The following is a 20,737-nucleotide window of genomic DNA, read 5'->3' on the forward strand; positions in this document are numbered from 1 at the left end:
GTCCTCCTGCCCGTGCTGCTGAAGCAACGCTTTCAAATCCTCCGGCCCCTCGAAGACATGGAAGTGGCCCTGGTGCGCGCGGCGGTGGACTCGCCCTCGCTGTTGGACTCGCGCGAGGAGGCCGTGTTGCGCACCGCCCTGTCCCTGGCGCGCCTCTACAAGCTGCGCCACGAGGGCCATGAGCACTCCGTGGAGACCTGGACGGCGCCCCTGCGCGAGGACGTGACGCGGAGGCTCGGCCCGGTGCTGCTCGGCGGGCGCCGCATCACGCGGGATCAACTGGTGCCCCACGTGCGCGACCTGCGCGCCCCGGTGCTCGAGCTGCGCGACGAGCTCGTCCACCACCTCCAGGGGCGCGTGCCCGAGGAGGTCCTCCACCGCGAGCTGCGGCACAAGTCGCTGGTGGTGGTGGCCGGTGGCGGTGGCGGCGTGGCCTACGTGTACCTGGGCGTCATGAGCCTGCTGGACGAGCACGGCCTCAAACCGTCGCTGCTGGCGGGCACCTCCATGGGCGCCATCCTGATGCTGATGCGCTCGCGCATGGCGCGCTTCGACCAGGGCGAGCTGGTGAGCATCATCCGCAGCCTCTCCTGGCGGAAGCTCTTCCGGTTCATCTCCACGGAGAACCGCTACGGGCTGCCGGCGGCGCTGCGGCTGTTCCTCCGCTCGGGCCTGGGCCGCTACTTCAACACGGGGCCGGGCATGCCCGAGGCGGGCCTGCGGCTGAAGGATCTGCCGGTGCCCATGATCGTCGCGGTGGGTGGCATCCGGCGCGGCATGCTGCCCCGGCCCATCGAGTACTACGAGCGTCTGCTGGGCACGAGCCCGGTGAGCCTGCTCACCCCCACGGGCGTGGCGCGCCGCATCCAGGCGGTGATGGGCACGCTGGCCGAGTTCTTCACCCGGCCGGAGATCATGGTGAAGCTCCACCTCGGCGCGGACGAGGCGACGGCCGGGTTCGACGCCATCGACGCGGCGGGCTTCTCCTCCTCGCTGCCCGGCGTCATCCACTACGACATGCTGCGCGACGACGCGCACATGCGCGGCCTGCTGGACGGGATGATGGAGGACAAGGGCATCTTCCGGCTGCTGGACGGAGGACTGGTGGACAACCTCCCGGTGAAGGCGGCCTGGAAGGCGGTGCACCACGGCAACATCGGCACGCGCAACGCCTTCTTCCTCGCGCTCGACGGCTTCGCCCCCAAGCTCACCACCCCCTTCTGGTTGCCCCTGCAACGGCTCGCGGCCATGACGGTGGCGCCCAACCTCCCCTACGCCCACCTCGTCAAACGCTTCGGCACCACCCTCTCCCCCCTGGAGCTGGTCCCCTCCGTCCAGTTGGCCACCAAGGCCATGCACTACGGCCGCAAGCAGCTCGGCGCGGACATGCCCTTCCTCTCCCGCATGCTCTCGCCCCTCCCCCACCTGGGGTGATGGGCTGCTTTGAATTCAAACGACTTCCTGGAAGAATGGGCCTTTTCCCCTTCACCAAGAGGACCCCTTCATGAGCTCGACCTCCGGCAACGTCGTGCGCTCCGAACAGATCTGGCTCGATGGGAAGCTGGTCAAATGGGATGACGGCCATGTGCCCGTCATGACCCACGCCCTGCACTACGGGCTGGGCGTTTTCGAGGGCATCCGCGCCTACCGCACCCACGATGGCCGACTTGCGGTGTTCCGCCTGCGAGAGCACATCGAGCGGCTTTTCGACTCGGCCCACATCTGCATGATGAAGCTGCCCTACACGGTGGAGCAGCTCATGGAGGCGTGCCTGGAGCTGCTGCGCAAGCAGAAGGACCAGTTCGCCAACGGGGCCTACCTGCGCCCCATCGCCTTCATGGGTGACGGCGCCATGGGCCTGGGCGCCATCAACCCCACCCGCGTGGCCGTCACCGCCTGGGACTGGGGCGCCTACCTCGGCGACAAGGGCATCCGCGACGGCATCCGCGCCAAGGTGAGCTCCTACACCCGCATGCACGTCAACGTGAACATGGTGCGCGGGAAGATCTCCGGCCAGTACGTCAACTCCATCCTCGCCAAGCGCGAGGCCGTGCTCGCCGGCTATGACGAGGCCATCCTCCTGGACATCAGCGGCTTCGTCGCCGAGGCCTCCGGGGAGAACATCTTCCTCGTCAACAAGAAGGGCGTCATCAAGACCCCGCCCCTCTCCTGCCCCATCCTCGACGGCATCACCCGCGACACGGTGCTCAAGATTCTCCGCGACTCGGGCCGCACCGTGGAGGAGGTCACCGTCACCCGCGACGCCCTCTACATCGCCAACGAGGTCTTCTTCACCGGTACCGCCGCGGAGATCACCCCCGTGCGCGAGGTGGACAACCGCACCGTGGGCGCCGGCAAGCCCGGCCCCATCACCCAGTATGTGCAGGAGACCTACTTCCGCACCGTCCGGGGCCAGGAGCCGCGTTACATCGAGTGGCTCACCTACGTCTGACGGCCTCCTGAGCGGCCAGGGGACTCTGGAGGTGCCGGAAGGGGGGCGGATCGGCTAGAAGTACGGGTCGATGCGCCCTGAGTACAACGCCCCTCCCAATCCCTTCAATCTCGAGAACCCGTCCATCCTCGACATCGCTCCGCCGGAGCCCAAGTCGCTGGAGGAGACGGGCCTGAAGATCGGCCTGCTCTCGGACATCGCCCTGCGCTACCTGTACTACCAGGGGACCGCCACGGGCATGGACATCGCCCAGGAGCTGCGCCTGCCCTGGCCCGGTGTCATCGAGCGCGTGGTGGACTTCCTCACCGCCGAGAAGCTCGTGGACCTCCGGGGCGGCAAGGGCTTCGGCCGCGCCTCGGTGGACTTCATCCTCACCGAGAAGGGCCGCGAGTACACCCGCGGCGCCATCGAGCGCAGCACCTACGTGGGCCCCGCCCCCATCCCCATCGAGCAGTACAACGCCCTCATCACCGCCCAGACGGAGGAGAGCCCCGTCATCAGCCGCGAGGACCTGGTCCAGGGCCTGGCCCACCTCACCGTCAACGCGGACCTGATGGACAAGCTGGGGCCGGCGGTCAACTCGGGCCGCTCGCTCTTCCTCTACGGGCCCCCGGGCAACGGCAAGACGAGCCTCGCCGAGGCCATCAGCCGCATGTTCGGCGGCGAGGTCTTCATCCCCCACTGTCTGGAGATCGACAACCAGATCATCAAGGTCTTCGACGCCCTCAACCACATCCCCATCACGCTCGAGTCCGAGCGCGATGCCCAGGGCCGGCGCGCCACCTTCGAGATGGACAACCGCTGGCAGCTGTGCCGGCGCCCCGCCGTCGTCGTGGGTGGCGAGCTGACGCTCGAAACGTTGGACCTCATCTATTCCCCCACCGCGCGCTTCTACGAGGCGCCCTTCCAGGTGAAGGCCAACGGCGGGATGCTCCTCATCGACGACTTCGGCCGCCAGAAGGTCCACCCCACGGATCTGCTCAACCGGTGGATCGTCCCCCTGGAGAAGCGGGTGGACTTCCTCACCCTGCACACGGGCAAGAAGTTCGAGATCCCCTTCGATCAGCTGCTCGTCTTCTCCACCAACCTGGACCCCAAGGAGCTGGTGGACGAGGCCTTCCTGCGCCGCATCAAGTACAAGATCGAGGTCACCAACCCCGACGAGGACGTCTACCGGGAGATCTTCGCCCGGGTGTGCGAGGCCTCCGGCATCCCCTACGTGGACCAGGCCGTCACCTACCTCTTCGAGCACTACTACAAGCCCAACAACATGCAGCTGCGCGCCTGCCACCCGAGAGATCTGGTGCAGCTCATCAAGGACGCGGCACGCTACCGGCAGATTCCCCCGGCCCTTTCCAAGGACCTGCTCGACCAGGCGTGCGAGGTCTTCCTGGTCAGCCTCTGAGACAAGTGCCGTTTTAATTGTCCTAAGCTGCTGGAATTTCTACAATCCGTGAACCGTTGTTCCCACTGGCCGGGTTTACCCGTACCGACCCGCCGGTCCCGCTGGCAGCCGGTGTGAAGGAGCGTCACGTCCGTGAAGGAACGCTACCAAGAGATCGACGAGAAGAACGAAACGCTGCGCGACTACCTTGGCATCTTCAAGGACAGGAGCCGCGACTTCCTGGAGAAGTTCGAGATGTCGTGGATCTACCACGACGCCGCACTCGAGGGGACGGTGTACACCCAGCAGGAGCTGGTGTCGGCGCTCTTCCCCGAGCGGGCGAGCATGGATCCGGCGATGATCCCCGTGGTGCTGGAGGTGCGCAACCACAAGGCGGCGTGCGACTTCCTGCGTGAAGACGCGGCCAGCACGGGCAAGAAGCAGACGCAGATCACGCTGACCACCATCAAGCGGATCCACGACTTGCTGTGCGGCAACACGCCGGAGGCGCAGCAGGCGCGCGCCAACATCGAGCGGCGCGAGCGCACGGAGAAGGAGCTGGCCAAGGAGCGGGAGCGCAGCGGCTACCGCAAGGACATGCCCCTGCACCGCACGTATTTCCACGAGATCTCCCAGCCGGCGAAGATCCAGCCGGCGCTGGAGAAGCTGGTGGACTACACGGGCAGCGCCGAGTACCGCGAGTTCCACCCCATCAAGCAGGCGGCGGTGGTGCAGCACAAGTTCATGCAGATCTTCCCGTTCACGGAGAACAGCGGGAAGGTGGGGCGGATGCTCACCAACCTGGTGCTGCTGCGCAACGGGTACATGCCGGCGATCATCCACTCGATCGATCGTCAGCGGTACTACGAGTCGCTGCGAGGCGCCGAGGGCGTGTTCCGCGCGCTGCTGATGGACGCCATCGAGAACTCGCTGGACAACGGCGTGAAGTACTTCAAGGACATGAGCCGCCGGTACAAGGCCATCAACTAGGCCGTGCGCGTCGGGGCCCACGAGTCCATCGCGGGAGGCGTGAGCCGTGCACTGGCGCGAGCCGAGGAGCATGGCGCGCGCAGCCTGCAGGTCTTCACGAAGAACGCCCGGGGCTGGAAGGCCCCGCCCCTCACCGAGGAGGAGTGCCTCGCCTTCCGCGAGGAGGTGCGGCGCACGGGGCTGCCGGTGGTGGCCCATGGCAGCTACCTGGTGAACCTCGGTGCCGAGGAGCCGGCGCAGCGCGAGAAGTCGCTGGACTGCGTCGTCGAGGAGCTCACCCGGTGTGAGCGGCTCGGCATCCCCTTCCTCATCCTCCACCCGGGTGGACACCCGGACGAGCGGCGCGGGCTGGAGCTCATCTCCCGGGCGCTGGACGAGGTGCACGCGCGCACGCCGCGCTTCCAGTCACGCCTCTGCCTGGAGGTGACGGCGGGCCAGGGCAACTGCCTGGGCTGGCGCTTCGAGCACCTGGCGGAGGTGCTGTCCCGGACGGCGGACGCGGGGCGCCTGGGCATCTGTCTGGACACCTGCCATCTGTTCGCCGCCGGATACGATCTCTCGACGGAGGCCGGTTACCATGAAGTGATGGAGGAGTGTGATCGGGTGGTGGGGCTGGAGCGGGTGCACTGCGTCCACCTCAACGACAGCAAGAAGCCGTTGGGGTGCCGGGTGGATCGCCACGAGGAAGTGGGCAAGGGAGCAATCGGGCTCACGCCCTTCCGCTGCCTGATGAAGGATTCGCGCTTCGTCAACACCATTGGAATCCTGGAGACCCCGTACCCCGAGCGTTACGCAGAAACCATCAGGCGACTCGAATCGCTCGGCCGGAGGAAGTAAACACAGCACCCATGCCTGCTACACCGACAGCCAACAGCCGCAGAACGCCCGGAGGCGGCGAGGGCCCCGAGCCCGCGCCCCCCCGGCTCGCGAACCTGCCGGCACGCGCCAAGCTGGAGCGGCTGCTCCGGGTGGCCCAGGGTCACAAGAAGGCCCTCGTGCTCACCCATGACAATCCGGATCCGGACTCCATCGCCGCGGCGGTGGCACTCGCCCAGTTGCTGAAGGAGCGGGCGGACGTGGAGGAGGCCCGGGTGGGCTACGGCGGCATCATCGGCCGGGCGGAGAACATCGCCTTCGTGAAGGTGCTGCGCCTGCCCGTGGTGCCCATCGCCCAGTTGGATCTGGACGAGTACGATCTGCTGGCGCTCGTGGACACGCAGCCGCCCACGGGCAACCACGCGATTCCGCCGCGCCTGCGCGGTGAGGTGGACATCGTCATCGACCACCACCCGCTGCGCAACGAGAGCCTGGAGTCGCCCTTCGCGGACGTGGGAGGAGACTTCGGCTCGACGTCGACGATGCTGGTGGAGTACCTGCGCGCCGCGGGGCTGGAGCCCTCCACGGAAGTGGCCACCGCGCTGTTCTACGGCCTGAAGGCGGACACGCGGGATCTGGGGCGCGAGACGACCCAGACGGACATCGACACGTACCTGTGGCTGTTCCCGCGGATGCAGAAGCACCTGCTGGCGCAGATCGAGCACCCGGAGCTGCCGGCGCGTTACTTCCAGCTGTACCACACGGCCTTCGAGCGGGCGAAGGTGTACGGGGACACGGCGATCGTGACGGACCTGGAGGAGGTCTACTCGCCGGACATGGTGGCCGAGGTGGCCGAGCGGTTGATGTTCCTCGAGGGGATGAAGTGGTCGCTGGCGTACGCGACGTACCGCAACCAGCTCTTCATGTCGCTGCGGGTGAAGGATCGGCGGATGAACGCGGGGCGGCTGATCCGGGAGATCTGCGAGGACTACGGCGGCTCGTCGGGAGGCCACGGCAGCATGGCGGGCGCGAGGATTCCGCTGTCGGGGAGGGCGACGCAGCGCAAGGCGGTGAAGCGCGAGCTGGTGCGCAAGTTCCTTGAGGCCTTTGGAGTCGCGGATGAGCGTCCGGTGGGACTGCTGTCCGCGCCCTCGCCGTGATCTACTGGGATCACAACGCGGCGGCGCCGGTGAGGCCGGAGGTGGCGGCGCTGCTGACGAAGACCTTCGCCGGGGGAGGATGGGGCAACGCCTCGAGCGTGCACCGGAGCGGGCGCGAGGCGCGGAGCCGGCTGGACGCGGCGCGGGCCCGGGTGGCGCGCGTGCTGGGCTGTGAGCCGAAGGAGGTGTGCTTCACCGGCTCGGGCTCGGAGGCGGACGCGCTGGCGGTGAAGGGAGCCTGGCTCGCGAGGAAGGAGACGCGGCGGCGGCGCGTGGTGAGCTCGGCGATCGAGCACCCGGCGGTGCTGGCGGCGTTGAAGCAGTTGGAGGCGCTGGGCGCGGAGGTGGTGCGGGTGCGTCCGGAGCGGGACGGCCGGGTGCCGCTGGAGGCGATGGTGGAGGCGCTGACGCCGGAGACGGTGCTGTGCTCGTTGATGTGGGCGAACAACGAGACGGGCGTGGTGCAGCCGGCGGCGGAGCTCTCGCGGGTATGCCGTCAGCGGGGCATCCTGTTCCACACGGACGCGGTGCAGGCGGCGGGAAAGCTGCCGACGCACCTGCGCGAGGTGGACGCGGATCTGCTGGCGCTCTCGGCGCACAAGTTCGGAGGGCCGGCGGGAGCCGGGGTGCTGGTGGTGCGCAAGGGCGTGGAGCTGCAGGCGCTGACGCCGGGACACCAGGAGGCGGGATTGCGCGGAGGGACGCAGAACGTGCCCTACGCGGAGGCGCTCGCCCTGGCGCTGGAGCTGGCACACGAGGAGCAGCCGGCCTACGCGACGCGGGTGCAGCGGCTGCGGGACACGTTCGAGCGGGAGGTGCGCTCGCGCATTCCGGACGTGACGGTGAACGGAGAGGGAGCGCCGCGGGTGCCGAACACGAGCAACCTGTGCTTCCACGGAGCGGACGGCGAAGCCCTCCTGATCGCGTTGGACCTGGAGGGCATCTGCGTCTCGTCGGGAGCGGCGTGTGCCTCGGGGACGCTGACGCCCTCGCACGTGCTGCTGGCGATGGGGCTCACGCCGGCGCAGGCGCACGGAGCCCTGCGCTTCTCGCTGGGACCGACGGCGACGGAAGAGGAAGTGGTCCGGATCGTGGAGGCCCTGAGCACGCATGTCCCGAGGGCCCGGGAGCTGAACCTGGAGTAATCAATCTCCCCTCGCCCTCCGGGAGAGGGACGGGGAGAGGGTGCCACGGCTCTCAGGTTGAACCCGTGTCTGCCCCCTCTCCCTCTGGGAGAGGGCTGGGGTGAGGGTCATCCGTCCCCACCCGTGCCCCTCGGCTACCACTTCTGGTCGGGGAGCTGCTTCTCACGGACCTCATCGGGAGGCTGGCCATACCCCGGCGAGCCCTCATGGGACTCTTGGGGTTTGTCCGGCGTGCGCTCGACCTTGCGCTCGGTGTCCGCCTCGCGGGTCTCCCGCGGCTTCTGCTCCTTCTGGGTTGCCATCTCGAATCCTCCCTGGCGCGCTGGCGCCTGGCTCGTGCGGGAGAAGATCGGCATCGGACAGAGGACTGGCATCCGGGGACCAGGCAAACAGGGAAGCGGAGACCCTCACCCCAGCCCTCTCCCAGAGGGAGAGGGAGCACCCACGGAGCCAACCCGGGATGCGTGGCACCCTCACCCCGACCCTCTCCCGGAGGGCGAGGGAGGGGATGATGCACGTTACTTCGCGTCGGTGATGCCGAACAGTCCACGCACCACGGCGGCGATGGCCAACGGCGTGCCCACCCGCTCGTCGTAGTGCGGCGCCAGCGCCTCGGCGAAGGCCTCGGCCGTGAGGAACCGGTCCTCGGGATTCACCGCGAAGCCGCGGTGGATGATCTCATCCAGCGCCTCGGGGATCTCCGGGCGGATGAGGCTCGGCGGCAGGTAGTCCCGGTAGACGATCTTCGTGAAGACCTCTTCCGGGGTGGTGCCGGTGAAGGGGCGCTGGAGCGTCAGCAGCTCGTACAGCACGACCGTCGCGGCCCACAGGTCCACCGACGGCGCGATGGCGCCCTGCAGTGCCTCGGGCGACAGGTAGTAGGGCTTGCCGAGCACCTCGCCGCCCTGGAGCACGCCGTCCACGCGCAGCCGCGCCACGCCGAAGTCACCCAGCTTGATGTCCCCCAACCGCGAGATGAACAGGTTGGAGGGCGAGATGTCGCAGTGGACGATGCCCAGGGGCTCGCCCTGGGGTCCGGTGGCGGAGTGGGCGTAGGCCAGGGCCTCGAGCAGCGTGCGCGCCAGGTAGACGGCGAAGTCCAGGGGCAGGTGGATGCCGCGGTGCTTGCAGCGGCGGAGGATCTGCCCCAAGTCCCGGCCGTCCACCAGGTCCATGACGATGAAGTACTGGCCCTCGACCACGCCGACGTCGAGCACCTGGACGATGTTGGGGTGATCCAACTGCTTGGTGAGGCGGGCCTCGGAGGCGAAGAGGGCGACGGAGGCCGGATCCTTGGTGAGGGCGGGCAACAGCCGCTTGACGGCCACCGTCCAGCCCTGGCGGGGTCCGGAACGGACGCGGGCGCGGAAGACCTCGGCCATGCCCCCCTTGCCGAGCTGCGACTGGATTTCGTAGTTGCCGAGGATCCGGGGGATCCTCGGCGTCGGAGAGGTGCTCACGCGCTCAGGGTCCCGTCTGTTGCCGCCTTCCGGCAGAGGCCTTGTTGTTCGCGACTGCCTGCTGGAGCAGCCCCAGGTACTTGTTGAGGAAGGCCCCGTCCGAGCTCAAGAGCCGATCCAACTCCGCGTCCTGCGAGCCCTCGGTGATGGCGAAACCGAGTTTCACCGCCTGCCCCAGGCTGGCCAGCGCCTGCTTCTTGTCACCCAGCCGGCTGTAGGCGCAGGCCAGGTTGTAATGGATGCTGGACTCGCGCGGATTGAGCAACCGCGCCCGGTTCAGGGCGTCGATGGAGTCCTGGGCCTGGCCGCGCATCAACCAGGCCGTGCCCAGCCCGAAGAAGGCCACCCAGTTGCGGTCATCGAGGGTGATGCTCCGCTCGAACTCGGCCGCCGAGCCGCTCCAATCCTTCTTGCCCAGGAGCTGGTTGCCCCGCTCCAGCGCCTCCTTGGCGGCCTCGGTGTTGCGCTTCTCCGTGCGCAGGCGCGCCACGCCCCCCCGCACCGGAGCCTGCGCGGACACCGCCTCCGCCGGCTGCAGCACCAGCAGCCCCCCCTTGCCCAGCCCCGGCACCTGGCACCCCGCCTGCGGCCGCACATAGGCCGTCAGCGACCGGTCCTCCGTGCTGTACACGGCGAGGACGGGCACGGTGCCCAGGCTCGGGCAGGACGGGCCCTCCAGGCACAGGGTGAGCTGCCCCACCAGCACGTTCCCCAGCAGTTGCCCCTCCAGCACCGGGCTCTGGGGCTTGAAGCGGCAGGGGCCCCCATCGACGGAGTGGGCGACCACGCGCTCGTTCGCGACGCTCCACTCCACCCGCCCCAGCACGTTCGCCTGGTAGCTTCCCTGGGGCACGTTTTGTGCCCTGGCGGCGGCTCCGGGGACTGCGGCGATGAAGGCCGCGAGGCCGATTGTTCTGGAAACGGACGCCATGGGTGTAGTGGGAGCCCCTCCATCATAGGAGGTGGCCGCCTGCCTTGTAAACGCGCGGCAATGGCTTGACCCATCCGCTCCGCGTTCTTATCATTCCTTCAGGCATTCCTGGGTTTCCCCAGGAGTTTCAAGCGTTTGCAGTCAGGAGAGGTTTGGTAGAAGGGCTGTCCCCTGCGGGGCGCGTGATGCCCAGCAGAAATTCGAACCGATACGTCCATCACGGGGTCCGTTTCGAGCTCCATGAGCAAGCCCTCCCCTCGCGGGATGAGGGAAGCCTACGGAGCCACGACTTCGAACCCCACCTGGCTTTTTAGGGTTCAATGGACGCTAGGCACACGGCCATTCGGCGGGGGACTTTTTTCTTCACTCTTGGCGGGAGCGGGGCAGGTGGCGAGCGAGACGGTGGCACAAGAGGGAGCGGCTCGGAAGGTGTCTCTGCGCGAGGAGCTCACGGCGCGACGCAAGGCGATGACGCCGGACATCATCGACGAGCGTGGGCTGAAGGTGCAGGCCCGATTCCTGGCAGCACCCTATTACCAAAAGGCGAGGACGGTGGCGCTCTACGCCCCCATTCGGGGTGAAGTGCCCACGCGGGACATCCTCATCGCGGCACTGCAGGACGAGAAGATCGTCTGCTACCCGCTGTCCCACGTCCATGGACGTATCCTGTCCTTCCGGGCCATCAAGTCCGAGGCGGAGCTGGAGCCGGGCAGGCTCGGAGTACGCGAGCCCACCAACTCCGCCGAGCTCATCCCGGTGGACCAGATCGATCTGTTCGTGGTGCCCGGGTTGGGCTTCACACGCGACGGCAAGCGGCTGGGCCGGGGCGGCGGCTACTACGACGCCACCCTGAAGGCGGCCTCCGCGCGCAGCCGGCGGGTGGGGCTGGCCTTCGGCGACCAGGTCGTCGACACCATGCCGACCACCAGTGAGGACGTGGACATGGACCTCGTCGTCACCGAGTCGGAGACACTGCGCGGGCTCTACCGCGACTGGGATTTCCTGGACACGTGAAAGTACTCTTCATGGGCGATGTGGTGGGCAAGCCGGGCGTGACGGCTGTGCGCACCCTTCTCCCCAAGCTCATCGCGCGCCACTCGGTGGACCTCGTCATCGCCAACGCTGAAAACAGCGAAGGCGGTGCGGGGATCTCCCCCGAGTCGGCCGAGGCGCTGCTCGCCAGTGAGGTCAACCTCCTGACGAGCGGCAACCATTTCTGGACCAAGAAGCAGATCCTCCCCTGGGTGGAGGACAATCCACACCTGCTCCTGCGGCCGGCCAACTACCCCAAGGGGGCGCCGGGACGGGGGCACACCGTCATCCAGACGCCGGACGGGCGCAAGCTCGGGGTGCTCAACCTCGAGGGGCGCGTCAACATGAAGCCCCTGGACAACCCGTTCACGGTGGCGCCGGAGCTGGTGGCGGAGCTGCGCAAGCAGACGCCCTGCATCCTGGTGGACATGCACTGCGAGGCCACCAGCGAGAAGAACGCCATGGGCGCCCACCTGGACGGCAAGGTGTCCGCGGTGGTGGGTACCCACACCCACGTGCAGACGGCCGACGAGCGGATTCTCCCCGGCGGCACGGCCTACATCACCGACGTGGGCATGTGCGGCCCGCTGGACTCCGTCATCGGGATGAAGAAGGAGTCCTCCATCGAGCGCTTCATCACCCTGCGCCACGTCCCCTACGAGTTGGCCAAGAACCTGGTCTACCTGCAGGGCGTGCTCATCGACATGGACGACAAGACGGGGAAGGCGCGCGGCATCGAGCGCGTGCGCGAGCACCTGCCGGGAACCTGAGCGGCGTGCACGCCGGGCGACGTCCTTTGTCCACCTGCCCTCGTTTTCGGGTAGGTTGCGCCGCGTCATGTCCGAAAATCCGCTGCGCAAGGCGACCCCCCAGGAGCAGTTCGAGGAAGTGACCCGCGGCACCGTGGACATCCAGGTGCCCGAGGAGCTCAAGAAGAAGCTCGAGCGCTCGTATGAGACGGGCAAGCCGCTCATCATCAAGGCGGGCTTCGATCCGAGCCGGCCGGACCTGCACCTGGGCCACTCGCTGCTGCTCACGCGCATGCGGCGCTTCCAGGAGTTCGGCCACCAGGTGGTGTTCCTCATCGGTGACTTCACCGCGCTGATTGGCGATCCCTCCGGGAAGAACGTCACGCGCCCCGCCCTCACCCGCGAGGAGGTGAAGGTCAACGCGAAGACGTACCAGGATCAGGTCTTCAAGGTGCTGGACGCCGCGAAGACGCAGGTGCGCTTCAACTCCGAGTGGTTGGACAAGCTGGGGACGGAGGGAATGATCCGCCTGGCGGCGCGCTACTCGGTGCAGCGCATGCTGGAGCGCGACGACTTCAAGACGCGCTTCCGGGAGAACCGCTCCATCTCCATCCACGAGTTCCTCTACCCGCTGCTGCAGGGCTACGACTCGGTGGCGCTGAAGGCGGACGTGGAGCTGGGCGCGACGGATCAGCTCTTCAACCTGCTGGTGGGCCGGCAGCTCATGAAGGAAGAGGGCATGGAGCCGCAGGTCATCATGACCGGGCCCATCCTCGAGGGCCTGGACGCGAAGATGGTCGACGGGAAGATCGTCGGCGACAAGATGTCCAAGAGCCTGGACAACTACGTGGGCATCAGCGATCCGCCGGAGCAGATCTACGGCAAGCTGATGAGCATCACGGACGACCTGATGTGGCGGTACTACGAGCTGCTGTCGTCGCGGACGCTCAAGGATCTCTCCGAGCTGAAGCAGAAGGTGGCGAGCGGGGAAGTGCACCCGAAGGCGGCCAAGTCGGGCTTCGCGCAGGAGATGGCGGCGCGCTTCCACGACGCGGAGTCGGCGCAGAAGGCGATGCAGGGGTGGGAGGAGCGCTACTCGCAGAAGAAGATCGTCGCCGAGGACCAGCCGCTGGTCGAGGTGGGGATGAGCGGAGCGCCGAAGCTGCTGCTGGCGAAGGCACTGGCCGAGGCGAAGCTGGTGGCGTCCGTCACGGAGGCTCGCAAGCTGATGGGCCAGGGTGGCGTGAAGGTGAACGGGGAGAAGGCCACGGACCCGAAGCACGAGCTGGATGCGGGCGAGTACCTGGTGCAGGTGGGCAAGCACAAGTCCGCGCGCATCAAGCTGGCTTGACTCCCTCTCCCTCTGGGAGAGGGTCGGGGTGAGGGTATCCTCCGCGAACCCATGCGGACCCTCACCCTGTTGCTGATCGCCCTCTGTACCCTCCCCTTCCGAGCCCACGCCTCGGGCGCCTTCGTCTCCGGCACCCGGCTGGAGGCCGTAGCGGAACCCGAGTCCACCCGGGTCGTCTTCACCGTCGAGCCGGACAAGGCCTATCCCGTCCTCAAGAAGGGAGGCCCCGGACGCGCGTGGTGCAAGCTGAAGGGGGCCACCGGCGAGGGCTGGGTGAAGTGCGACGGCACGGCGGAGCTGCCGGAGCAGCCGCGGATGAGCGGTGAGTTCCTGGCCTCGAAGGACCGGGCCCCCGAGGCCACTCCCATGCCAGCCAACATCCCCCAGGCCACGGGCTGCGCGACCCGCTGCGACAAACCGCCCCTGTTCCGCCAGCTCCCCGCGCTCAAGCCCGTGGACCGCGAGGTGCTCGGAATGTGCCCGGCGCGGCCCGACGCCTCGGTGAGCCGCGGCGACGTGCAGCGCTTCATGTCCGCGCACTACGACGATCCGCGCATCCAGCGCGCCCTGTCCGCCGCGGGCCGCCCGGGCTCGCGCCAGGGGAACCTCGAGTGGCTCACCGGCCTGTGGGTCAGCACCGGACCACGCAACGCCTTCACCCACGTCTTCTGCGGCGACGAGTGGCTGGAGAAGAACATCGGCGGGCTGCACTACCTGCCTCGCTACGCCCAGCTCGAGTCCGAGGGGAAGCTGTGCTTCGACGGCCCGGCGCGCGGGGGCAAGGCGCTCCAGGGCTCGCAGTACCTCATCCGCTTCCGCGGCGTGGCCCCCTGGTCCTGCGCCGAGAAGAAGCTCGGCGGCTTCGCGCAGGCGGAGGATCCGGTGGCCATGGTGGCCATCGGCACCCGCGCCTTCGCCCGGTGCTGCGCTCGCGATGGGGCGAAGCGGGAGGGCGGCGTGTACTCGGCGCCGGACCTCGGAGGCAAGTCGTGGCGCATCTGGTGCGGGACGCGCAATGGCTCCTACGGCATCGCCACGCTGTATCCCACCCACGAACGCTCCACCTGCGGCGAGTGACGCGGAACCGCGATGACCGGGGCTCAACCCGGGAGCTCGATACCCTCACCCCGTCCCTCTCCCAGAGGGAGAGGGGTGGATGCGTGAGTGGAACCTTGGGGGGCTGGTTATCTGCCCACCTCGAGCACCGCTCCCTTCGAGTACGCCGTGAACTCGGGCGCGTACATGGATTGGACCGTCGCGGGACCCACACGGAACGTGCCAGCCATGTTCGCCCTCAGCCGGTAACGGAACGTGTACTCGCCCGCCGGCAGCCACTCGAAGAAGAAGTTCGTCCCCGAGTCCCTCGGCTCCTCGTACCAGACGATTCCCAGGTCGTACCGGTGCCGTGACTGCGTGCTCGCCGGCTCCATCCCCGCCGCCCGCGGGTCCCTCAGGTGCACGTACTCCGCCGCGTGCTTCGTCCTCAGCGACAGGTGCACCTCCACCTCGTCCCCGGACACCAGCCTCGTCCCCTCCTCCAGGGGCCGCAACACCGCTTCCGTCCCCGTCTGCTCCCGGAGGAAGTAACGGCGCGACACGTGGAAGAAGTCCCCCCGCTCCTCCTCCGGCAACCGCTCCGTCGAGAAGTGCCAGGTCGCCGAGGCGAACGCCATTCCCTTCCCCTCCTTCTCCACCACCACCGTGCCGCTCGTCTCCGGCTTCACTTCCGGCCCCGGCACCACCACCCGGCTCCCCTTCCCCGTGTACACCTCCGGCGCGAACGCGAGTGCCACCGTCCGGCCTCCCACCGTCACCTTCGCATCCTCGCGCGCACCCAGCGTCCCCTCTCCCTCCAGGTAATTCACCAGCGCGTACACCGCCTCCGCCGTGGCCCTCGTGGACTTCCAGTGGCCCAGCTTCCGGTCCAACAGCAACCACTGCGCCAGCCCGTGCCGCCGCTCGTCCCTCGGGTTCAGCTCCAGCAGCGTGCGCAACGCGAAGGCTTGCGTCTCCGTCGTGTCGTTGTACCAGAGCCAGCTCCGCTCCTCCGGCGCCCAGTACGTCCCCAGCTCCTCGCTCGTCTTCGCCGAGTCCATCACGCTCTCGAAGACCCGCCGCGCGTCCCGCTCCCTCCCCGCCCGCTTCAGCGCCAACGCCAGGTAGCCCTTCAGGTACGGCGAGTGCTCCTTCCAATGCTGGAAGCCGAAGTCGCGGATGCGCGCCCGCTCCTCCGCGCTGAGCGCGTCTCCCATGTAGCTCGCGTCCGGGAAGCTCGACGCCACGTACTCGAGCAGCGTGAGGAACTCCCAGCAGCAGCCCGCCTTCCGCAGCTTCTCCGCGTAGTCCGAGCGGAAGTGTTTCGCGAGATACGCCCACGCCGGCCTCGTCATGCTCGGGTCCAGCTTCACGCCGTGCTCGGCCGCGCGTGCGAGCCCGTGCAGGATGTAGAGCGTCATGTACGGCGACGGCGGCCCTCCCGGCCACCAGGGGAAGGCTCCGCTCGACAACTGCGCCTGACGCAGCTTCGTCAGCGCCGCTTCCCGTTCGGCCTTCGCCACCTCCGGATCCAACACCTTCGCCAACCCGAGCTCCCCACTGCTCCCGCCCCGGGCCTCCTCCAACCAGGGAGACTCCTCCAGCGCCATCTTCCGGTTGGGGTCCACCGCGTCCCACGTGTCGAAGCGCGTGGTGCGTGTGCTCATCGACTTCGCCAGCTTCGCCACCTCGGGGTAGCGGCCATACAGGCTGGAGACGATGCCCGTGGACACGAAGCGGTTGAGCGTCTGCTCCGTGCACTCGTACGGGTAGTCCACCAGGTACGGCAGCGCCCCCAGCACCGCGTGGAAGGGCTGCGCGTCCACCGTGACGGCGAGCTGCTCGTTGAGCAGGCTCGGATCATCCCCACGCCGCAGATCCGCGAACTCCATCACCTCGCGATCCCGGCCTCGCAACGTCACGAAGCGAGACTGCGTCAGGTGCATGCGGCCGGGCAGCACCGGCAGCGGCCGCAGCTCCCCATCACTGAAGTCACCGGCCCGCGCCGTGACCCGGAAGGCCACCGCTCCCAGCTCCGCCGGCGCCTTCAGCGGAAAGCGCACCGTCGTCCCCTTCCCCGCCTCCACCCGGAAGGGCTGGCTCGCCACCTCCACGCCGAAGCGCGACAGCAGGCTCGCATCCGTCTCCGGGTCCACGATGTCCAGCACGAGCGAGCCCTCCAGCGCCGCCTCGCCCGCGTTGTTCACCGCCACCTCCAACACCGCGCGGTCCCCCTCGCGCAGGAAGCGCGGCACGTACGGACGCACCATCAGCTCCTTCACGCTCCGGGTCTGGCGTTGCAGCGAGCCCCCCTTCAAGTCCCTCGTCAGCGCGTGCACCCAGACGTTCCACGCCGTCACCGAGTCCGGCACGGTGAACTCCAGCACCGCCGAGCCGTCTTCCCCCGTGAGCAGCTGCGGCACCCAGAAGGCTGTCTCCTCGAACCGGGCACGCACCGCGTCCGAAGGAGCCACGGGGCCAGGGGCGCGCGACGTCGTCTCGTCCAGGGACGGCGCGCGGTTGATGCCAAAGGCCTCATCGTTCGCGGAGAGCCCATCGACGACGTAGCGCGCCTCCTTCCGCGAGGCCTCGGACATGGCGGAGCTCTTGCCTCTCATGAGCGCGAACCCCTTCACCATGGGGATCAACGAAAGGCCGCGCCGGCTCGGTCCTCCCACACCGTTCCCCTCCACGAACACGAGTTCATCCTCCCGGGGAGGCACCCACCTCGGCTCGTGCACCCAATCCCCGCTGGTGAGCCACCAGCTCGAGCCCTGACTCGGACTGGCCCGAAGCTCCACCGCCTCCGTGCGCTGCGGGTAGTACTCCGCCGCGGTCTGGGGCGCGTGCGGCGCGAAGAGGTCCAGCGACCGATCGTACATGTACGCGAGCAGCTCGGCCGCCCCCGCCTCCACCTTCGCTCCGGCCGGGCCCTTCACCGTCACCCGCCATGTCTCCTTCGCGCCCGGTCGCACGCGGTCACGGAAGGTCTCGAACTCCACCCGCAGCTCCTTGTCATCGAAGGGCACGAACACCGGCTGCTCGAACCGCAGCACCTGGTAGTCCCTCACCGCCACCAGCGACACGGTGAAACCGCCCCGCAGCGACTCGGTGACGGGCAGCTCCAACACCGCCGGGTCCTTCCGCCCCATCAACAGGTGCCGCTGGATGAACCGCTCTCCCTGGTAGAGGTCCAGGAACAGCGGCTGGTCCTCGAACCCGGAGAAGGCCAGCACGCGCGCTGTCTCGCCCACCTTCACCGTGGTGCGCTCGAGCCGCAGCAGCGCCGGCAATGGAATGGGTGCCCGCTCGCCCGCGACCAGCACCTCTCTCGAGATGGTGAAGCGCTCCCCGAAGGCATCCTCCGTCTCGTAATGCACGCGATAGGCACCGGGCCTCAGCCTGGGCAGCTCCACCCGTGCGAGCCCCCGCGCGTCATGCGTCACCTCGCCTCGTGACAGCTCCTCGCCATCCGCCCAGCCACGAAGCGGCCCCTCCTTCTCCTCCTCCCACTCGCTCTTCAGCCATCGGGGCCGCGAGAGGTCCCCCGGGGTGGTGACCCAGGCGTCCGCGTCCACCCGCTGCTCCGGGAAGCGCGGCGGGGGCAGTTCGTCCGGCATCAGCGGCCGCGAGGGCTGCTTCAGCGTCACCAGCCTCCACCGGCCCGCTCCGGGCAACGGCACCCCATCGAGGTTGGCGCGAACCAGGCGGACCTCCGCGGGCACTCCCTCACGGAAGAAGCCCTCGTCCGTCTCCACACGCCCCTCCACCGCCACCAGGCCGAGCCGGAAGGCCCTGCTGGCCGAGCGCGTCTCCCCGCCCTCGTCCGTCACGTCCGCCTCCACCCGGTAGCGCCAGGAGACCTCCCGCGACGCGAGGGCCCGCTCGTCCGCCTCCGGGGTGAAGGAGAGCTGGAAGTTCCCGTCCCCCTCCAGGGCGGAGGTACCGCTGGCCACCACCCGCGAATGCAGCGAGAGCCCTCCCCAGCGGCTCCACCACCACGGCAGGAGCGGCTCGCGGTGGACGCGCCAGCGCACGGAGCCGTTCGTCACCGGCAGCCCGAAGAAATAGCGTGCCTCCCCCCGGAAGATGGCTGGACGATTGAGGCGCAGCGCCACGTCCGGGTCCTTCATCGTCACCTCGAAGGTGGGCCGCTTGTACTCCTCCACTCGAACGTCTGCGGAGCCCACGGTCTCTTCGCCCACCACCGCCCTCACCCGCCATCCGCCGAGCAACCGCCCCGCCGGCACGGTGAACCCTCCGGCCACCGAGCCGAAGCCGTTGGTCCCCACCTCCCGCTTCTCGACGAGCTGGCCATTCACGTCCTCCAGCGACACGGTCAGCCGCTGCTCCGGCAGGGTCCGGTAGCGCGCCTGCGCCGCACTCCCCCGGAAGGCCACCACCTTCCACAGCACCTGCTGGAGCGGCCGGTACACGCCGCGATCCGTGAAGACGAGAGCCCGCGTCCGATCCTTCTCCGGCTCGCGTCCGAAGACATAGCGTGGCGTCTGATCCAACAACACCTGCCGGCCCCGGCCCACCGCGACGGAGAGGCGATGCACCGTCCGCTCCGGCAGCTCCGGGAACACCCCCTCGCCCCGCGCGTCCGTCTTCAGGCTCCGCAGCAGCTGGTTCCGCCCATCTCCCGCCTGGAAGAGGCGCACCTCCACACCGGGCGAGGGCCGGCCCGACTCGCCCTCCACCACCCGCACCTCGATGCGTCCCGCCGGGTCATACCGGCTGACGAAGACCCAGGGAGTCACCGTCATCAAGGTCGCCACCAGGGCGTTGCCCTCCTTCCGGAAGTCCTCGCGCGCCGAGGCGACGAGGAGATAGCTGCCCGGCTCCGTCAGCGGCGGCACCACGAACGTCCGGTGCGAGCGCAGGTCCGGTGTCCCCGGTAGCGACGCACTCCAGGCCGCCACGGGCCGCTCCCTCGCCGTGAGGCGGAGCAGCGCCTCTTCGCTGTCCGCGTCCTCCATCAACAGCTCGTCGTGCAGGTCGCCCCGCTCGAGCCGCGGCTCCAGGTCGTACGCGTAGGCACGGAAGTACAGCCGCGGCAGGTTCCGGTGCGTCACCTCGATGGACCGCTTGCCGGCACCGTCGTAACGCATGCTGGATACCGAGAAGTCCGGGGCCTCCAGTCGCGCCACCAGCCGCGCGCACCGCCGCCCCCCGAGACTCTCCGGGAAGGCCGCCGCGCAGGCCTTCGCGATCGCACGCGCCCTCACCGGCCGCTCCGCCCACTCCTCCTGCTCCGCCAACCAGCCCTGTCCCATCGCCCACCACGGCGCGTCCCGGTAGCCCTCGAGCACCCCGGCCACGTGCCGGCGGATGAGGGCCTTGTCCGACTCTTCCTGGAAGGCCTCGAGGAGACGCTCGCCGCGCCGCAGATGCGCCTCCAGTGCCGCCTCGCGCCTGCCCGAGGCCCGGTGCCAGGCCTCCAGGTCACCCAACACGGCGGCCAGCTTGCGCAGCGGATGCACCGCCGGGTCCACCAGGTCGACCCGCGGCGTGCCCTCCAGCAGTTCTCCCAGGTCCAGGCGGTGCACCTCGCGGGACTGCTCCGGCCGCCACTGGGCCTCATCCGACAGCATCTCCACCCAGAGGTACGTCACCGCATCACGCAGCGTGTCGCGGATGCCGGGGGGATAGGTGTTCGGCGCCAGATAGCCCGCGAGCTCCCCGACCTTTCGCGAGCCCAACCGCTCCCGCGTCCCCCACACCTCCGCGAGCGCACGCCGGGCCTCGGTGTAGATCTGCTCGGCCGTCCACCGCTTCAGGTCCACCGGCCCACCGGAAACCACCTGCTCGCGCTGGCGTATCTCCCAGCCGTAACGCCCCGCGTAGTGGATGAGCGATGCGGCGTAATACAGATGGAGCGCCGTGCGCGGCAGCAGGCCCTCCGGCCACGGCTGCTCCCGGAGAAAACGTACCGCCGTCTCCTCGCCGTGTAGCGCCGTGCGGAGTTGCTCGATGCGGACGAGCGCCCGCGTCCACTCGTCCTCGTTGGCCTGTGCGCGGGCCTGGGCCAGCCGCGCCTCGGTGCCCTGGATGGCGGCCTCGAGCTTCTGGTCCTCCACCAGCGCGTCGATGTCCTTCCATGACGGCACGGGTTGCTGCCCCTGGGCGGCCGGGACGGAGAGAACCAGGGCGAGGAGCGTCAGGAGGGCTGCAAGCGTCCGGGGGCTCGGGAGGAGAGACATGGCCATGGCGTAGATCCTGCGCTGGA

At 68.7% G+C, this 20,737-nt stretch carries 15 protein-coding genes and 1 other RNA gene; 12 read left to right on the forward strand and 4 right to left on the reverse strand.

Annotation, left to right across the window (positions count from 1 at the left end; all coding sequences use genetic code 11):
- The first annotated feature begins 12 nt into the window (after positions 1–12).
- From Q664_RS07620 to Q664_RS07650, 7 genes are all read left to right on the forward strand, one after another.
- Positions 13–1,434 carry a patatin-like phospholipase family protein gene (locus Q664_RS07620; RefSeq protein ID WP_052517801.1) on the forward strand — a complete coding sequence of 474 codons (1,422 nt, stop codon included), beginning with the start codon at positions 13–15 and terminating at the stop codon, positions 1,432–1,434.
- A gap of 70 nt (positions 1,435–1,504) precedes the next feature.
- Positions 1,505–2,452: a branched-chain amino acid transaminase gene (locus Q664_RS07625; protein ID WP_043391570.1), complete on the forward strand. Its 948-nt coding sequence runs from the start codon at positions 1,505–1,507 to the stop codon at positions 2,450–2,452.
- 70 nt (positions 2,453–2,522) lie between these two features.
- Complete coding sequence (locus Q664_RS07630) at positions 2,523–3,857, forward strand: AAA family ATPase (RefSeq protein ID WP_043391571.1); 1,335 nt, start codon at positions 2,523–2,525, stop codon at positions 3,855–3,857.
- Positions 3,858–3,989: 132 nt separating this feature from the next.
- Positions 3,990–4,826 (forward strand): Fic family protein, encoded by an 837-nt coding sequence (locus tag Q664_RS07635; protein WP_043391574.1) that lies wholly within the window; start codon positions 3,990–3,992, stop codon positions 4,824–4,826.
- Positions 4,827–4,829: 3 nt separating this feature from the next.
- A complete protein-coding gene (locus Q664_RS07640) occupies positions 4,830–5,663 on the forward strand; it encodes a deoxyribonuclease IV (RefSeq protein WP_043391575.1) in 834 nt (277 codons plus the stop codon).
- Between the two features lie 11 nt (positions 5,664–5,674).
- Positions 5,675–6,802 carry a DHH family phosphoesterase gene (locus Q664_RS07645; RefSeq protein ID WP_043391578.1) on the forward strand — a complete coding sequence of 376 codons (1,128 nt, stop codon included), beginning with the start codon at positions 5,675–5,677 and terminating at the stop codon, positions 6,800–6,802.
- Positions 6,799–7,947: a cysteine desulfurase family protein gene (locus Q664_RS07650; protein ID WP_043391580.1), complete on the forward strand. Its 1,149-nt coding sequence runs from the start codon at positions 6,799–6,801 to the stop codon at positions 7,945–7,947. Before Q664_RS07645 ends, Q664_RS07650 begins: the two co-directional genes overlap by 4 nt.
- A gap of 134 nt (positions 7,948–8,081) precedes the next feature.
- Here Q664_RS07650 and Q664_RS59945 read toward each other — a convergent pair whose 3' ends face one another.
- The 3 genes from Q664_RS59945 to Q664_RS07665 all read right to left on the reverse strand — a co-directional run bounded on the left by Q664_RS59945 (position 8,082) and on the right by Q664_RS07665 (position 10,338).
- Positions 8,082–8,249: a hypothetical protein gene (locus Q664_RS59945; protein WP_200883675.1), complete on the reverse strand. Its 168-nt coding sequence runs from the start codon at positions 8,247–8,249 to the stop codon at positions 8,082–8,084.
- A gap of 216 nt (positions 8,250–8,465) precedes the next feature.
- A complete protein-coding gene (locus Q664_RS07660) occupies positions 8,466–9,407 on the reverse strand; it encodes a serine/threonine-protein kinase (RefSeq protein WP_052517803.1) in 942 nt (313 codons plus the stop codon).
- Positions 9,408–9,411: 4 nt separating this feature from the next.
- On the reverse strand, positions 9,412–10,338 hold the full coding sequence (locus tag Q664_RS07665; RefSeq protein ID WP_152621970.1) for a tetratricopeptide repeat protein: 927 nt from the start codon (positions 10,336–10,338) through the stop codon (positions 9,412–9,414).
- Between the two features lie 165 nt (positions 10,339–10,503).
- Between Q664_RS07665 and ssrS the strand changes: the two genes are divergently transcribed.
- The 5 genes from ssrS to Q664_RS07685 all read left to right on the forward strand — a co-directional run bounded on the left by ssrS (position 10,504) and on the right by Q664_RS07685 (position 14,547).
- A non-coding RNA gene (ssrS, locus tag Q664_RS54070) (6S RNA) lies at positions 10,504–10,695 on the forward strand.
- Between the two features lie 30 nt (positions 10,696–10,725).
- Positions 10,726–11,352 carry a 5-formyltetrahydrofolate cyclo-ligase gene (locus Q664_RS07670; RefSeq protein WP_043391585.1) on the forward strand — a complete coding sequence of 209 codons (627 nt, stop codon included), beginning with the start codon at positions 10,726–10,728 and terminating at the stop codon, positions 11,350–11,352.
- On the forward strand, positions 11,349–12,140 hold the full coding sequence (locus tag Q664_RS07675) for a TIGR00282 family metallophosphoesterase (protein ID WP_043391587.1): 792 nt from the start codon (positions 11,349–11,351) through the stop codon (positions 12,138–12,140). The genes Q664_RS07670 and Q664_RS07675 overlap by 4 nt, the downstream gene beginning before the upstream one ends.
- Before the next feature lie 67 nt (positions 12,141–12,207).
- Positions 12,208–13,470, forward strand: coding sequence for a tyrosine--tRNA ligase (gene tyrS, locus Q664_RS07680; RefSeq protein ID WP_043391588.1), 1,263 nt, complete (start codon positions 12,208–12,210; stop codon positions 13,468–13,470).
- A gap of 51 nt (positions 13,471–13,521) precedes the next feature.
- A complete protein-coding gene (locus Q664_RS07685; RefSeq protein ID WP_052517805.1) occupies positions 13,522–14,547 on the forward strand; it encodes an EndoU domain-containing protein in 1,026 nt (341 codons plus the stop codon).
- Between the two features lie 107 nt (positions 14,548–14,654).
- Here Q664_RS07685 and Q664_RS62085 read toward each other — a convergent pair whose 3' ends face one another.
- Complete coding sequence (locus Q664_RS62085) at positions 14,655–20,717, reverse strand: alpha-2-macroglobulin family protein (RefSeq protein WP_268811378.1); 6,063 nt, start codon at positions 20,715–20,717, stop codon at positions 14,655–14,657.
- Positions 20,718–20,737: the final 20 nt, after the last annotated feature.

Source organism: Archangium violaceum Cb vi76 (genome assembly GCF_000733295.1).
GTDB classification, from domain to species: domain Bacteria; phylum Myxococcota; class Myxococcia; order Myxococcales; family Myxococcaceae; genus Archangium; species Archangium violaceum.